The sequence below is a fragment of the Pararcticibacter amylolyticus genome, assembly GCF_003130405.1.
Lineage (GTDB): Bacteria > Bacteroidota > Bacteroidia > Sphingobacteriales > Sphingobacteriaceae > Arcticibacter > Arcticibacter amylolyticus.
The window spans coordinates 132,079-147,798 of the sequence record NZ_QEAS01000004.1 but is presented as its reverse complement, the minus strand read 5'-3'; the positions used below and the strand labels follow the sequence as shown (position 1 = coordinate 147,798).

12 protein-coding genes are annotated in these 15,720 nt (G+C 44.9%); 7 read left to right on the top strand and 5 right to left on the bottom strand.

Translation table 11 applies throughout. The features are described 5' to 3' along the window. Positions 1-2 precede the first annotated feature (2 nt). The 6 genes from DDR33_RS06490 to DDR33_RS06465 all read left to right on the top strand — a co-directional run bounded on the left by DDR33_RS06490 (position 3) and on the right by DDR33_RS06465 (position 5,911). Complete coding sequence (locus DDR33_RS06490) at positions 3-1,343, top strand: RagB/SusD family nutrient uptake outer membrane protein (protein WP_109414959.1); 1,341 nt, start codon at positions 3-5, stop codon at positions 1,341-1,343. 18 nt (positions 1,344-1,361) lie between these two features. After that, complete coding sequence (locus DDR33_RS06485) at positions 1,362-2,549, top strand: TlpA disulfide reductase family protein (protein ID WP_109414958.1); 1,188 nt, start codon at positions 1,362-1,364, stop codon at positions 2,547-2,549. 151 nt (positions 2,550-2,700) lie between these two features. Continuing rightward, complete coding sequence (locus DDR33_RS06480; protein ID WP_109414957.1) at positions 2,701-3,150, top strand: SRPBCC family protein; 450 nt, start codon at positions 2,701-2,703, stop codon at positions 3,148-3,150. A gap of 148 nt (positions 3,151-3,298) precedes the next feature. Next, complete coding sequence (locus tag DDR33_RS06475) at positions 3,299-4,270, top strand: aldo/keto reductase (RefSeq protein ID WP_109414956.1); 972 nt, start codon at positions 3,299-3,301, stop codon at positions 4,268-4,270. Between the two features lie 95 nt (positions 4,271-4,365). Then, complete coding sequence (locus DDR33_RS06470; RefSeq protein ID WP_238387697.1) at positions 4,366-5,133, top strand: helix-turn-helix domain-containing protein; 768 nt, start codon at positions 4,366-4,368, stop codon at positions 5,131-5,133. Between the two features lie 88 nt (positions 5,134-5,221). Beyond that, on the top strand, positions 5,222-5,911 hold the full coding sequence (locus DDR33_RS06465; protein WP_109414954.1) for a hypothetical protein: 690 nt from the start codon (positions 5,222-5,224) through the stop codon (positions 5,909-5,911). A gap of 11 nt (positions 5,912-5,922) precedes the next feature. Here the strand turns inward: DDR33_RS06465 and DDR33_RS06460 are convergent, their stop codons facing one another. Next, positions 5,923-7,263: a sensor histidine kinase gene (locus tag DDR33_RS06460; RefSeq protein ID WP_146198711.1), complete on the bottom strand. Its 1,341-nt coding sequence runs from the start codon at positions 7,261-7,263 to the stop codon at positions 5,923-5,925. A gap of 209 nt (positions 7,264-7,472) precedes the next feature. Continuing rightward, a complete protein-coding gene (locus tag DDR33_RS06455) occupies positions 7,473-8,039 on the bottom strand; it encodes a DUF1572 domain-containing protein (protein WP_238387696.1) in 567 nt (188 codons plus the stop codon). Positions 8,040-8,157: 118 nt separating this feature from the next. Here DDR33_RS06455 and DDR33_RS06450 point away from each other — a divergent pair, with 118 nt between their 5' ends. After that, entirely contained in the window at positions 8,158-11,706 is a 3,549-nt protein-coding gene (locus tag DDR33_RS06450) for a response regulator (protein ID WP_109414952.1), read from the top strand. 107 nt (positions 11,707-11,813) lie between these two features. Here the strand turns inward: DDR33_RS06450 and DDR33_RS06445 are convergent, their stop codons facing one another. From DDR33_RS06445 to DDR33_RS06435, 3 genes are all read right to left on the bottom strand, one after another. Beyond that, the gene (locus DDR33_RS06445) at positions 11,814-12,254 is read right to left on the bottom strand and encodes a DUF983 domain-containing protein (protein WP_317047419.1); all 441 of its coding nucleotides are present in this window, start codon (positions 12,252-12,254) and stop codon (positions 11,814-11,816) included. Positions 12,255-12,258: 4 nt separating this feature from the next. Then, the gene (locus DDR33_RS06440; RefSeq protein WP_109414951.1) at positions 12,259-13,134 is read right to left on the bottom strand and encodes a helix-turn-helix domain-containing protein; all 876 of its coding nucleotides are present in this window, start codon (positions 13,132-13,134) and stop codon (positions 12,259-12,261) included. 84 nt (positions 13,135-13,218) lie between these two features. Beyond that, positions 13,219-15,720 carry a family 20 glycosylhydrolase gene (locus DDR33_RS06435; protein WP_109414950.1) on the bottom strand — a complete coding sequence of 834 codons (2,502 nt, stop codon included), beginning with the start codon at positions 15,718-15,720 and terminating at the stop codon, positions 13,219-13,221.

The window sequence follows — 15,720 nt, the reverse complement described above, 5'->3', positions numbered from 1 at the left end:
ACATGAAAAATATTATTCAATATAAAAACCTCGTGGCTGCGTTTCCTCTGATGGTGCTGATCTTTTGCTCCGGTTGTAATAAGCTGGTCGATGTCGGCCCGAAAAGAAATACGCTTACATCTTCAGCTGTTTTCTCCGATTCGGTAACGGTGAACGCTGCTCTTATTGCCATGTATTCACAAGGAAGTGCCTACAGCGGCGGACTGACTTATCTCAATAGCTTATACGGTGATGAATTGACAAATGTAAGTTACCCGCAATATCAGGGTAATGCACTGACTTCTGCCGATCAGCCTCTGGGCAATATCTGGCTTGAGTCGTATGCCACCATTTATAAAGCGAACGCTGTTATAAATGGCGTAGAGTCCTCTTCCGCGCTTTCTCCGAAAGCGAAACTGCAGGCGGCAGCAGAGGCTAAGTTTTTCAGGGCATTCTGCCATTTCTACCTGATCAACCAGTTTGGCAGTATCCCACTGATAACTACTACCGATGCAGATGTAACAGCTTTTGCCCCGCAGACATCAGCCGAAATAGTCTACCAGCAAATTGTCGCGGACCTGCTGGATGCTGCGGCTGGTTTGCCTGCTGATTATTCTCTTTCCGGTGGTGCGCGTGTGCGGGTAAACCAATTTGCCGCCCGGGCATTACTGGCCCGGGTATATCTCTATATGAAGGATTACCAGAATGCCCGGACGCAGTCGGCTTTAGTGATCGCCAGCAGCAATTATAATATCCTGACAGATCTGAATGCCGTTTTCCTGGCGAACAGCAGGGAGGCAATCTGGCAATATGACTCGAAGACCGCGGGGTTCCCTGCTATTGCCCAAAACTTTGTACCCGCACAGGGGACGCAGCCGCAGTTTATCATCGCGGCTCCGTTGCTGAATTCGTTTGAGCGTGAAGACAAACGCAAAACCAGTTGGATCGCTACCTCAGGCGGTTTTCCTTACCCCTCAAAGTATTTTGCATTATCAGGCGGCCGGCAGTTCGATGTGGTATTGCGTCTGGCGGAACAATACCTGATCCGGGCGGAGGCAGAGGCGCAACTGGGTGATCTAGCTGGGGCACGGGAAGATCTCGATATCATCCGGAAACGGGCAGGGCTTGAGAACACAACGGCTTCAGATAAAGCCTCGCTGCTCCTGGCGGTTGAACAGGAAAGGCGTGCTGAGCTTTTCTGTGAATGGGGACATCGTTTCCTCGATCTGAAGAGAACGGGGCGGCTGGACGCGGTGCTCGGTACGGAAAAACCGGGCGTGTGGAAGCCGGCGGCTGCACAGTACCCCGTGCCGGCAGCAGAGATTTCCAAAAATCCCAACCTTGTACAGAATGCGGGATATTAAACTTACAGACGAATCACCATGAGAAGAAATTTTAAGATATTGGTTTTGATGTTATTGGCACTGCCCTTCACAATGGTGAAAGGACAGCAGGCTATGGCCGGACGTTACCGCCTGGTGCTGGATCTTCATCAGGTGAAGGGCCATCCTGAAATGATCTATTTCTGGTATGATGCTTTTGCCGGGAACGAGCGGGTGACACGGGTGGACAGCGCTGTGGTGAAAAACAACCTGGTTGAGTTTACGGGTATGATCGATGAGCCGCAGGAAGCCTTTCTTAGCACGAAACGCCGCCTGTACCGGGGGCGTGTAAATAACGGGGATCGCTTAAGCTTTTACCTGACAGCGGGGTCAATAAGGATTGTACCGGCGGATTCGCTGAATATATATTCTCAGACAGGAGGATCTTTCAGCGAAGATTACCGTAATTTTCAGGAGGTAAAGCGCTTTTATGATCAGCAGATTATTGTGGCGGCAATCAAAGTATCGCAACTGGATAAGCACCGCGACTCCCTGGCATACCACCATGCAGCCGCGGATTTCAACAAGACGGAGGCCTTTTATGCTAATACGATTTGTAAGAACTGGGTACTGGAGCATCCTTCTTCACCTGTCTCCTTACTCCCTTTGCGCTGGTACGCGGGTAGTGTCATCACAAATCCCGGGGGAGTGGATTCGGCATACCAGAGCTTGAGTGATACAGTGAAATCTTTGCCTTCTGCAATGGATCTGAAACGCAGGGTAGACAACGTGATGAGGTCTGCATCGGGCAGGGAGGCGCCGTTGTTTTCGATGCCGGACACGGCCGGTAAGCTTTTATACCTGTCGGATTACCGCGGCAACTATGTGCTGCTGGATTTTTGGGCAAGCTGGTGCGCCCCCTGCAGGAGAGAAAACCCAAATGTGGCGGCCAATTTCCGGCATTACCGTTCGCGGAACTTCGTAGTGGTAAGCGTCTCTCTTGACAACCAAAGTACGAAGGAGGCCTGGCTGAAAGCAATACAGAAGGACAGGCTTCAGGAGTGGCCGCATGTTTCAGACCTGAAGGGTTTCAATAGCGAAGCGGCGCTGCTCTATGGTGTGCAGGCCGTTCCTCAGAATTTCCTGATTGATCCCCAAGGTAAAATAATCGGCAAAAACCTTTTTGGCACAGCGCTCAGTCAGAAACTGGAAGAGGTGTTAGGCGCTGGCAGCGGGAAGGGATTGTAACGGAGTAATGTGAAAGCCTTAAAACAAAGACTTTTGTCGCGAATACACTATAAATTGTCGCATACACCCTCCTTTTGTTACTGCTATTTAGTGCAAATTTGTTAAAGAAAATCAATTCACCCAAACAGTACCTCATTAAACGTATTCCTCTATGTCAGACAACAAAGTTTCATTACACAGAATTATCAAGGCATCTCCTGAAAAAGTGTACCGTGCCTTTACTGAAGCTGCAGCCATCGCTGCGTGGCTGCCCCCTTATGGTTTTGTTTGTATTGTGCACGATATGGACGTCAGGCCAGGCGGCACTTTTAAAATGTCTTTCCAGAATTTTTCAACCGGCAATAGTCATTCCTTCGGCGGAGAATATACAGATGTAAGGCCGGCAGACTTCCTGAAGTATACAGACAAGTTTGATGATCCCAACCTTCCCGGAACTATCATCACTTCCGTATGGTTCCAAAAGACATTAGTGGGTACAGAACTGAAAGTGCTCCAGGAAGGCATTCCTTCAGTAATCCCGGTTGAAATGTGTTATCTGGGATGGCAGGAGTCTCTGGAGAAACTGATCAAGCTGGTGGAACCTGAAATACCCGATGCCTGATTGGGCAGGATACCTCTGCCCTCTCCTTTAGAACACGATTTCGTCTATTGTTATTGAGCTGTTCGGACAAGTAAATTGAGCTATACAGGAAAGCAGGTTGTGCTTGCAAACCGGAGTTTTGTATTGTTAATTACTTAAAATCACAACTATGACTACAATAGGAAAAATAGCACTGGGCAAAAACGGGCCTGTCGTTTCGAAACTCGGATTAGGGTGTATGCGTATGTCTCCTGTTTGGGGAGGCCCGGCAAATGACGAAAACGAAAGTATCGCTACCATTCACGCTGCACTCGACAATGGCATCAATTTCTTAAATACGGGTGATTTCTATGGAAGCGGTCACAACGAATTACTGGTTGGCAAAGCGATAAAAGGAAGAAGAGACGAGGTTTTTATAAGTGTCAAATTCGGGGCGATCTTTTACGGAAGCCAGTGGCTTGGACTGGACCTGCGCCCGATAGCGATCAAAAACTTCATCAATTATTCCCTGGTACGCCTGGGGATAGATACAATTGATCTGTATCAGCCGTGCAGACTTGATAACAGCGTTCCGGTTGAAGATGTGATCGGGACTGTTGCCGACCTGATCAAGGAGGGAAAGGTGCGTCATCTGGGTGTATCTGAGGTTACTCCGGAACAACTGCGCAAGGCAAACAGCGTTCATCCGGTGGCTGCGCTGGAAATCGGCTATTCCCTGGCAGACCGGCAAATTGAGAGCGGGTTGCTTCCTGCTGCCCGGGAACTGGGTATAGGTGTGGTTGCTTTTGCCAACACAGCTGAAGGTTTGCTAACCGGCCAGATGAAGGCACCACTGCCAGCTGATAGTTACCAAAGCCACTTTCCGCGTTTTCAGGGAGAAAACCTGGTAAAGAACCTGGAAAAGGTAGAAGTGCTAAAGCAAATGGCAGCAGACAAGGGCTACACCACTGCGCAGTTAGCCATTGCCTGGGTAAACAGCCAGGGCGATCATATCATGCCTCTGGTAAGCATGAGCCGGAGATCCAGATTGCCGGAAAATCTTCAGGCCATGGAGATCAGGTTCTCACCAGAAGAAACAGACATTCTTAATAAACATTTTGCACCAGGTGCAATAGTTGGAAGCACTTACCTGCAAAGATAGAAGGAAGTATATGCATCTTAATTTTATATCTTTACATAGTGACTCATCCAACTGAAATAATCCCGGGAGTGCTTTTTTTCTCTTATCTCTGCGATTTGAGAAAAGAGAAAATAGCATTCCTGGAAAATAACATACTTGTCTTACAGGTTTCGGGACGCTTTACCATTGAAACTGCAGGCCAAAAACTTTCGATGAACCGTGGCGAGATGATGCTGATACAGAAAAATCAACTCGCAGAAATAACGAAGACACCTCTTGATAATGAACAATATCAAACTATCATCATCAACCTGAAAGATGACCTGCTTAGGAAGATTGCACTGGAAGAGCAGATAGCAACGGGGTTAAAATATACAGGTCTCCCAAATGTTCTTATTCCCAAAGATGATTTCCTGCATGCATTCTTTCAGTCAGTAATCCCTTACGTTCGCCGTCCAGAGGAAAATATCTCCAAAGAACTCGGGATGTTAAAAGTGAAAGAGGCTGTATACCTCCTGCTCCGTACTATGCCTGAGCTCCGGGACTTCCTGTTCGACTTTTCAGAACCTCATAAGATTGATCTGGAAAAATTCATGCTCCGTAATTTTCATTTCAATGTACCGGTTGAAAAATTTGCTCAGCTCACAGGAAGAAGCCTGGCTGGTTTCAAACGGGATTTTCAGAAAATATTCGGAATGGCGCCACGACATTGGCTCCAGGAAAAAAGGTTAACAGAAGCCCGTCATCTTCTGGAGAAGAAAAACAGGAAACCATCTTCGATCTACCTGGAGCTTGGATTTGAAAGCCTTTCTCATTTTTCACATTCCTTCAAGAAAAAATTTGGTAAGGCGCCGAGTGAGTGGTCAAACGCCATTCTGGTTTAAATAATGGAGTAGATAAGCTCATTAAATAGCTAGTTGTAGCTATTTTAAGAACCTATAAGGCTTCCTAATTTTCCGGAAATTTTACCGGATGAAGCGACTGATCACATTTACCTCTCTGCTCCTTTTCTGTTTAAATTCATTCCCGCAAACAAATGCCTTATTAATTGAAGATTTCAGGCAGGGCGAAGTAATAGTTTCTGAAAGCTTTAGAAAGTGCAGCAACACTGTAAGAACCGGGAACTGTGCATCAATTGCCTTAATAAAGGCATCATTAAGTGCATTTGGAACTTTAGAGAACATCTTCAAAAAGATCGAGGTCAAAGATAGTGTTATGGTGACCTTTAATGATGGTATGCTATTATCCGTTTCTTCTTCTGAAATAGATATTGCGAAAAAACTATCGGGAATAGTGACGAAATCCGATACATCCGCTTTATACAGATCTGCTATTATCATATATTCATTAATGGCAAAAAGAGTATTAATAACAGAACGCTCTCCATGTATTTCAAACTTTACAAATGCCATTGAATCCCTGAATAGCGGGTATCATACTAAAGATATCTACCTGCTCCTGGGACTTAAGAAAACCAATATCGATCTGGAAAAAGTTGCAGAGCAAAAATCAGTAGTAATCTGGTGTAACACTCATGCGTCTTACGCGTCTTTAGGCAAACAGGATTTTTTCGGACATGAAGTAGACCTGAAAGGTAAAAAAATGCGCGACGGAATGGGATACGACAAAATGAGCGGCGCTTATATTCTCTTAAAAAACTAACGAATATTTTTTCATGCCTGATGCTGACCGGTTTCGAGCTGTTGCATTGCCTCCTTCCCTTTTTCATCAGCGGGAAAATCCACAAAAAATGTGGTGCCGCTGTATGGATCACATTTAAAATATATGCGTCCTTCGAGTAATTCCGTATACTCCCGGCAAAGCGTCAGCCCTAGTCCCGTACCCCTCTCATTAGCTGTACCTAAACCCGGAGAAATGCTAAGACTAAAAATTTCTTTAGATAAATGCACAGGTAACCCGTTTCCACTATCACTGACAGTGATGCGGCACTGACCATCAACGTAACCTGCAAACACCGTGATGCTTCCTCCGCTGGCTGTAAACTTAATTGCATTGTTTATCAGATTCCGGACAATTACCTGCAGCATATCCGAGTTAGCCGCCAGTGTGAGATTGGCCTCTATCTTCAGATCCAAACTGATCCCTTTTGCTGCCGCTATGTCTCTGAATAATAGCAACTGCGGGCTCAATACCTGCAAGATATTAATCGTATCCTTTTCAATCTTAAATCCGCTCATCTGGTTCTTCGACCAGTGAAGCACATTATTGAGCATCTCAAGTGTACGGCGGGTAGACAACATAAGCTCTTCCCGTATCTGCTGACTTTCTTTCTCTGTTAAATCATATTCCGCCAGCATTTCCAGAAAATTCTGAATATGAGAAAGCGGACTTCTGAGGTCGTGCGCTATAATAGAAAAAAGCTTATTTTTCTCCAGATCCAGTTCTTTCATACGGGCAGCATTCCGCAGTGCATCCCTTCTTTCCATGTCATATCGTCTTCTTATGAAATAGAAGCAAAGCAGGATGACTGAAACAACCGTGAGAAAAGCTGAAGATATATCAATATACCGATCCTTTTTTGAGGCGTATGTATAGGGCACGAGATCAGGTCTGGTATATTGAAGATAATGCAGGCTCAATGCAATTAGAATGGTACTGCTTACCCATATCCAGTATTGCCGTACCGGCACAATTGCTACCATGACAACCATCATCAATATCAGGAAAAAGCCGGTAGGCCCGTCAATGCCTGAATTGAGGAAATAATTGACTACGAAAAGAGATGTTCCGCTGATACAAAAAATTGTCCGTGCAACTCGTGTATAATGAAGAAAACGGGACAGATAGTAAACAAAAGCGACGACGACTAAAGTAACACCGCTTACAAGAGCAATAGCTGGCAGCCCTACATACCAGTTAAAGGGTATGTTGTAAGCCAGTGCGAACATGCAGATCACCAACACGGAATGGAATATTCTTACAGGCAGGGCGAAGTCTGCTGACGGCCCGCTGATCACCCGCCCGAAGGCTAAAATGGAGCTTGGCTGCTTCAATTTAAGTAACTTATGAATAAAACGTAACGGGGTGGAGTTAATTTAATGAAGATGAGCAATAGAAATTTACGGAAGTATTTATGGATCATTAAGCGTTTTCATTACATTTCTTTTCAAGTATACCCAATTTTTCGATTAGATAAAAAAATGTTACACAACAATAAAACGACATGAAAAGGAATAACAAACAAGCCGCCTCCCGGCAGCAATCACCTGGATTTAAGATCCACGGCAATAAGCATTTTTTTAATCAGGACTATTTGCCCTAAATGATAATAACTGTGCTCAATCATCGCATCAATATTCCTCTTGTATGTGCCATATTTCTCTTCTACGAACACTTCGTTAAGCTTTTGTTCTGATAGTTGTTCCACCAAACTTGCAAAATCACCTGCATCCTTCCAGAATTCCCAAAGAAAATCATCCCATTCAGACTGGGAAGCGACCGGAAGAAAATCAAAGCTGTATTTGTCACTGATGTTAAGGCGACCGCCCGCCAGGACGCTTTTTATTCCGGCAATATAGTAGTGAACGTGCTGAGCAAGACGACAAATGGTATTAAGGTTTTGAAATTGAGTTACGGCAATTTCCCAATTCACATCAATGAGTTCATTTTTAAAGTTTGTATTGGCAATCCAGGTTCCGCTCAGGATAACTTCCCTGAACCTGTTTGCTAATTCGATGCTGTTCTTATTGAGACTTTCTTCCACATTCATAATATTCAAATATACATCGTCAGATCGCAGATATTTCACATACATTTTCCTTCTCAGCATCAAACCTGCTTTTAATAAAGCCCCTGTTATATGGTGTATATATTTTATATATTTAGCCTATACGAACATCGCTGCAGAAATGTATCCTGGGTTTATTCCGGCATAAAATATTTAGGTAATGAAGAAAAAGATCCTTCCAGTTCCGGAAAATGAAGAAGACCGTCTGCGGGCACTGGCAAACTATGAAATCCTGAATACTCTCAGCGAAGATGAATTCGACAGGATTACGAGGCTCGCCACCCTGATTTGTCAAACGCCTGTATCCCTGGTGAGTCTGCTGGATGAACACAGACAATGGTTCAAATCAAGGGTGGGATTGGATATCAGCGAGACAAGACGGGAGCTTGCATTCTGCCAGTATACCATCATGGACAATGCACTCTTTGAAGTTCCGGATGCTACAAAGGACGAGCGGTTTGAGGATAATGAGCTTGTAACAGGGCCAACGGGTATCCGTTTTTATGCGGGATATCCCCTTACGGATTCGCAGGGATATAATCTGGGAACCCTTTGTGTCATCGACTGGACTCCCAGACAACTGAGTGATGATCAAAAAACGGCTCTCGAGCTGCTTGCCAAAGAGGTCATGACCCTGATTACCGAACGCAGGCAAAAAGAAGAACTCCGCAACTTTGAAAAGCTCTTTCAATTATCTTCAGACCTGATCTGCGTAGCAGGAACCGAGGGTTATTTTAAACGTATAAATCCGGCCCTTCAGAAACTTTTAGGTATTTATCCGCCAGAAGTGTACAGGATGTCATTTTACGCGCCAATCCATCCTGACGACCGGGCAGCTACCAGCGAAAAGGTTGCACGGATCGGCGCGGGAGAAACCATTATCAACTTTACCATCCGGATAAAATCTGCAAGCGGAGAATACCGGTATATCCAATGGGTAGCTAGTCCGGAACCAAGGACAATGAATTTCTTCGCTGTGGGAAGGGATGTTACTGAAACATACATCCTTGAGAAAAACCTGGAAGAAACACGACAAATGCTGGAGAATACCAACCGGATGGCGCGGGTAGGCGGCTGGAAAATTGATATGGAAGACAGAAGGCTCTACTGGAGCCCGGTCACTAAAGAGATCCATGGCGTGCCTGCTGATTATCAGCCCGACCTGCAGTCTGCGATTAACTTTTACAAAGAAGGAGAAAGCAGGAATGCGATAACGGAAGCTGTTACACGGGCACTGGAAACAGGTGCAGGGTGGGATCTTGAACTGGAAGTAGTTACATCCCTAAACACCAGTCGCTGGGTAAGAGCTATTGGAACTGCAGAAATCGCCGGCGGCAGATGCAAACGACTGTACGGAACATTTCAGGATATTGATGAGAAAAAGAAAACCCAGTTACAGATAAGCCGGTCAAAGGCCATTTTAAGAGCGTTTGTTACACATGCACCAGTTGCAGTGGCCATGCTCGATAAAGAAATGCAGTATATAGCAGCCAGCCAGCGGTGGATTGAGGAATATCATTTGCAGGAAACCTACACGCCCGGCAAATCTTATTATGAGTTGTTTCCTTTTATTACGGAAGAAGGAAAAATGCGGCATCGGCGGGTATTGGGCGGAGCGGTGGAGCATGCCGACGAAGAAGCTTTCTCATTTCCCCCTTTCTCGTCCGTTCAATACCAGGCATGGGAAATGCGGCCCTGGTTTGAACTTACCGGAGAGATCGGCGGCATGATGATCAGCACCCAAAACGTAACGTCCCTGGTTTCGCAAAGAGAGGAATTGAAACATGCAAAAATACAGGCAGAACAAGCCAATATAGCAAAGTCTGAATTTCTCGCAAACATGAGCCACGAAATCCGTACACCTCTTAACGGGGTGATCGGTTTTACAGATCTGGTGCTGAAAACCAAACTCTCTAGCGTACAACAACAGTATCTGACTATCGTGAACCAGTCTGCCGGAGCCCTGCTAAATGTATTAAACGATATTCTGGACTTCTCCAAGATTGAAGCGGGTAAGCTGGAACTTGATATCGATCGGTATGATATCTTCGAAATGAGTGCGGAGGCAACGGATATTATTTCGTTCCAGGTACAGAATAAGGGACTGGAAATGCTGCTTGACATCTCTCCTGAGCTGCCACGCTTTATTTGGACAGACTCTATCAGACTGAAACAAATTCTGATCAATCTACTGTCAAATGCTTCTAAATTTACGGAGAAAGGCGAGATAGAGCTTAAAATTGAATCGCTCGGACAGCCAGACGACAACCATTCGAAGATCCGCTTTTCAGTAAGAGATACAGGCATTGGAATCCGGCCGGAGAAACAGCAGAAGATCTTTGAAGCCTTTTCACAGGAAGATGGTTCCACTACAAAGAAATACGGAGGTACCGGACTCGGTCTCACTATTTCAAATAAGCTCCTGGAGATGATGAACAGCCGCCTGCAGCTGTGTAGCAAGCCAGGAGAAGGGAGTGTTTTTTTCTTCGACCTCACCGTAAAATCCGCCTCGGGAGAGCCAATTATCTGGGAAGGGCTGGACCGTATTAAAAATGTTCTTGTAGTGGATGACAACAATCACAACAGGGAAATTTTACAGCAGATGCTCTTATTAAAAAATATTCAAAGTGTACCGGCTAAAAACGGGCTCGAAGCTCTCCAGCTGCTGGCAGCGGGCAACACTTTTGATGCCATTCTAATGGATTATCAAATGCCGCTGATGGATGGACTGGAGACAATCCGCAAGATCAGGGAAAATTTCGCAGCAGAAGCAGCATCACCGGTTTTGCTGCTCTCCAGCTCGTCTGACAATGAGCAGGTAATACTTGAGACAGAACAGCTTCACATTAATCACCGGCTGCTCAAACCGGTTAAAATGCAGGATCTATACCTTAGTTTAAGCCGTTTGCATCAACTGAACAATCAATCAGCCTGCAGTAATACGACAGGTCCGCAAACCGCAGAAGGTGAATTCTCTGTATTGGTTGCAGAGGACAACGCAGTCAATATGCTGCTGGCCACCACGATACTCAGGCGGATAGCTCCTGCTACAACTATTATCGAAGCGGTTAATGGAGTCGAAGCGCTTAATGTATGTAAAGAACGAATGCCCGATATTGTATTAATGGATATTCAAATGCCCGGAATGAACGGATACGAGGCAACTTCAGCCATCCGTTCTCTGCCTGATGGAGAGGCAGTGTGTATCATTGCATTAACTGCAGGCAATCTGAAAAGTGAAAGAGATAAATGCCTGGCTTCCGGCATGAATGATTTTATCGTTAAACCAGTTGTAGAGGAGACAATTGCCGGTGTCCTTCTCAAATGGCTGAATATTCCGGCAGCAAAGAAATCTGAACTTCCCTCTACCGGACAAACGGAAGACAAAAAACATTATGTTTCTGCGGTGTTAGAAGTTTACGCAGGAGGAAACCAGGATATGATCAGGGAAGTGATTAAGCTCACACGCACTGAACTGGAGAGGTTTCCAACTTTACTCAAGGATCAGATCAGAACGGGAAACCTGCATGCAATTAATCAACTTGGACATAAGATGTATGGAACGGCAGTTTCCGTTGGACTCCCTCTTCTGGCCGGCTTCGCCAGGGATCTGGAGGAAAAGAAAGTATTTCATTCTATGGATCTGACATCTCTTCTGGAAAATATTGAAAAAGAAATTAACCTAATACAACGCTTGCTTAGACAATAAATAGTCCGGCCTCACTGTTACCTCTGAATCCTGCCTATAAGTATCCGTTTATCAGACCACTTTCTTCTGTTTTGTTCTGCAAATGTAGAGGCAGAACAAAACAGACTTTAGTCTTTACTCTTCTCCGGGTCAAAATGTAAACCGGGAGTGAGCCAGTATAAGAGAATGACCCTCGAGTACCGGTAATTAAAGGGGGATAACAGCAACACCCCTGCAAACAACACGCCCACATAGAGATAAGGATCTTCCAGGTTTCCCGTAAACACATATAAGGCGACAGCAAGGCTTATCAGCTCTGCAACATTCATGGCATAGCTAATGAACATAGAGACATACCAGTAGCCTGGTTCTTTTTCAAACTTCATTCCGCAATGGCTGCACTCACTATGCATCTTCTGGGCTTTCCATCCATACATCGGACTGGCAAATAAATCTCCTCTGCGGCATCTCGGGCACTTTGCCTGTAAAGCTGAAGCAAACTCACCTGCCGGATAATATTGCGTATTCCTTTTGCCACTCATTTTATCATTACTTTCTGATGTATTCATATCATTACTTTTTAAACGTGTTCTTTCTGAATTCTTCCGGCGTTTCACCGGTATACTTTTTAAAGAACCTGGAGAAATAGGAGTTATCTTTGAAATTCAGCTGATAGGAAATCTCTGTCACAGGCAGATCGAGGTTTACGAGCAGCCGCTTTGCTTCGAGGATTACCCGGTTCCGTATCACTTCACCAGCGGGTATACCAAGTAAATCATTACATAATGCATTCAAATGATTCGGTGTGATATACAATAACTCCGCATATTCCCTGGGCAGACGCAGAACGGTATAATTATCTTCTATCAGTTGCTGAAAATTCTTTAGCAGGGTGTAGTTGTAAGAGGAAACATATGCACTATCCTTTTCAGGAACCAGATCCGAAATTAAAATGAAAGCTTTCAGTAAAAGTATCCTGGTATAGTCGTCCCTGAACCGGCTGTCGCTGGTTACAGCTTTTAGCAATTCTTCAAAGAGATCGCGGATCTCCTTACGGCTTTCATCCGGAATATCAAGCACTGACTCATTCGCTAATCCACCGAAAAAACTAAATTTCCGGAGATAGTCTGTCTTCAACAGGAAAGACTGAAAATAGGTGGCAGAAAAATTCACCACATAGCCATCTGCCGGCTTGTCGAAGTTCCAGCCATGCACCTGCCCCGGAATCATAAAATAGATCTGCCAGGGCTTTACCTCAAATCTTTCGAAATCAATAAATTGAAATCCTCCGCCTTCGGTAAACAGCACAACATGATAGAAACTGTGCCGGTGGGGATAGTGTAAATGGTGGTGCTTCTTTGAATAAACACCAAACCTGCTGACCATGATCTCTTCGCTGCGCAAAGCAGAAAGACTGTCAATATCATAAATTGGAATATCATGCTTCACAATACAAAAGTACCATTTAACACCTTCTTTTAATGGTGCTGATTACCTTACAAATGGTACTATTCATGGAAAGTCTTACAATCTTCAGGATTTCGAAACAAGCCGGTATCTGTTTTTGCTGCTGCTTATTTTCTGATCTTTGATTCTGAAAGAGAATCCCCATCCATCAATGTCACCCTGAGTTTTCACGAGAATCCTGTTCTTACCTGCTTTCAGGTTAAGACCACATTCAAATTCGTCAACGAGCATCGATTTATTCCCTTGCTTTTTAAAGACTGACAGACCATTACAGATTAACTCAATATCCCTGCAGGCTCCAAGATTCACGGTAACGCTCATATCCGAAGGAGCTTCTATTGTGCAAAATGCATAGGCGACAGATTGTTTCTTAGAATCCAGCGCCTCATTTAAGGGAACAATATCTGATAATGGAGAGGAATATTTCATCCATTTGATATTTTTACCTGATTCATCAGAAAAGGAGAAACCCGGGAAAGGAGCTGCATTCCTCTCACCGCCCATTCTCTTAAGGTAATCGGAATTAAAATTGTTACCCGTGCCGGAACTGAAGGGTGGCGATATTAACCAATAGGTAAAGTAGTCTCCGGCAAGAGGGCTGATATCCAACCTGATGTCAGTTGGCGCAGACAGAGGCAGGTGCCTGCTGAAATATTCTGCAGAGCGGTCGAACGATTTTATCAGGTCTTCATAATCTCCTGCAACTTTATTGAAAGGATCGGTAGCAAAATCAATCCAGTAGGGACGGTTTTCCTGGTTCCAGATGTATTCAAAGTCTTTTTTGAGAATCTTAAATGCCGCCTGGCAATTGATAATATTGGTCCTGGCTTTTTCCAGGACCCTTTGTGCCTCTGCCCTGTTGTCCTTTTGTAGGCGGCAAGCATCGGAATAGAATTCAGATGCTTCGGCCAATTTTAGCCTGGCTTGAGAAAGGTATTTATATTCATCTGATACAAATTGCAGGGCAGCATACTCCCGGCTATAATACACCGGCTTCCCGCTTTTTAGTGATGAGTCAACCCTGAGGCACATTTCGTGAACTTCTTCCCAACCCGAAACACTATAGCTAACCGTTTTGCCCCGCTCGGGGATAATGGTTTTCCAGAACACCAGTTCGTTCATATTCTCCAAAACCGGTATCGCTGCCATTTCCGTCAGCAGGTGTATTGCATTAAAAAGTGCCATTCCCTCTCCCCTGTATATCCCTGCCGAGAGACGCTTATCAAAGTCGCTCAAATCCCGGGAATTAGGATTCCATGAATGCTCAGCTCCGTAAGCCACACCATACCAGTCACGATCAAAACTGTGAAGTCCTCCATCATCCCAAACGGTATTCAGGACGCCCATAGCTCCTTTTTGTGCTCCTTCTCTTGTGAAGTTGCGGATGTTAGGGATGGCCTGACCATAGTCAGGAAACAGCCGCAGGGAATTAAGTACCCCTGTACAAACCATATAATCTAACCGGCTGGAAACAAATGGATCAATCCAAGACGAAAAAGAGGCCTTGTCTCCATATTCCCAGGTCATCATTACGGCATCCCGGGGTAAAAGACTGATAATTTCAGGATGCTGCAGAGCCACATCCCCCCACATCATCATCCTCTTGTTGTTTCTCCTGAGGATATCCGCTAACTGATTAACATAATTGGCGTAAACCTTTCCGGCTCCAATACTGTCTGCAAGCTTTTTTGACGGTCCGCGCCCCAGATCAAAGGTTTCATCGCAATTTACATGAAAGAAAGACGACCCGAAAGCCGGACACATTTCATCGTAAATGTCGTTCATAAACTGTATAGTCTCCGCCTTTACCGGCGAGTACATCGTATTGCTCTCCGCAAGATGCCTGTATTTAGGGTTCTGAAGTACTTTTTCAGCGTGACCAAGTGACTGAAAATTGGGTACAAGCTCAATATAGTGCGCTTTTGCGTATGCCTCTATCTCTTTCCATTCATCGATAGATATACCGGCAGCGGGAGGAGCAAACTCCGGGTGTTTCTTCGTCAGAACAATGTGTTCGGTATAGTAGCACAACATATTGAGCTTTAATTCCGACATTCTCCTGATCTGATATTTCATATATTCTTTGGAGGGAACAGGTCCCCTGCTGATATCATCCATTACTCCGCGATATTTTAAGGCAGGGGTATCAATGATATGCATTCCTTCAAGCCTGTTGTTCCTGGCAGACCTGAGAAGTTGTTTAAGCGACTGTTTACCGTAAAAAAGTCCCTGAGCTGTATTCGCCACAAGTACGATCCTCTCATTGTCGATCAACAGTTCGTAACCCTCTTTCCCGGTATCCTGTTTCAGCAACCCAAGACGACGGCAGAGTTTGTCGAAAACAGGGTCTTGATTACGGATACCTGTATATAGTCCTTTAAAAGCCGGATGTTCGTTCGCAAAAAGATACTGTTCGTAGTCTGCTCCGGATCTGAGTGGAAAGTTCTTTCCATTTTTCCGGACATGAACGGGCAGGGGAACAATACTGACAGAAGACTGACCGGCTGCTGTAACTGTTTCTGTAACAAGCAGCACGATTAAAATGAAGAGGGAGCGGATAAGAATCAT

What these genes read in the sequence shown, in the direction of transcription:
- DDR33_RS06485 (WP_109414958.1), top strand. Translation starts at nt 1,362, where the DNA reads ATGAGAAGAAATTTTAAGATATTGGTTTTGATGTTATTGGCACTGCCC.
- DDR33_RS06480 (WP_109414957.1), top strand. Translation starts at nt 2,701, where the DNA reads ATGTCAGACAACAAAGTTTCATTACACAGAATTATCAAGGCATCTCCT.
- DDR33_RS06475 (WP_109414956.1), top strand. Translation starts at nt 3,299, where the DNA reads ATGACTACAATAGGAAAAATAGCACTGGGCAAAAACGGGCCTGTCGTT.
- DDR33_RS06455 (WP_238387696.1), bottom strand. Translation starts at nt 8,039, where the DNA reads ATGCTGAGAAGGAAAATGTATGTGAAATATCTGCGATCTGACGATGTA.
- DDR33_RS06435 (WP_109414950.1), bottom strand. Translation starts at nt 15,720, where the DNA reads ATGATTCTTATCCGCTCCCTCTTCATTTTAATCGTGCTGCTTGTTACA.
- DDR33_RS06445 (WP_317047419.1), bottom strand. Translation starts at nt 12,254, where the DNA reads ATGAATACATCAGAAAGTAATGATAAAATGAGTGGCAAAAGGAATACG.
- DDR33_RS06465 (WP_109414954.1), top strand. Translation starts at nt 5,222, where the DNA reads ATGAAGCGACTGATCACATTTACCTCTCTGCTCCTTTTCTGTTTAAAT.
- DDR33_RS06490 (WP_109414959.1), top strand. Translation starts at nt 3, where the DNA reads ATGAAAAATATTATTCAATATAAAAACCTCGTGGCTGCGTTTCCTCTG.
- DDR33_RS06450 (WP_109414952.1), top strand. Translation starts at nt 8,158, where the DNA reads ATGAAGAAAAAGATCCTTCCAGTTCCGGAAAATGAAGAAGACCGTCTG.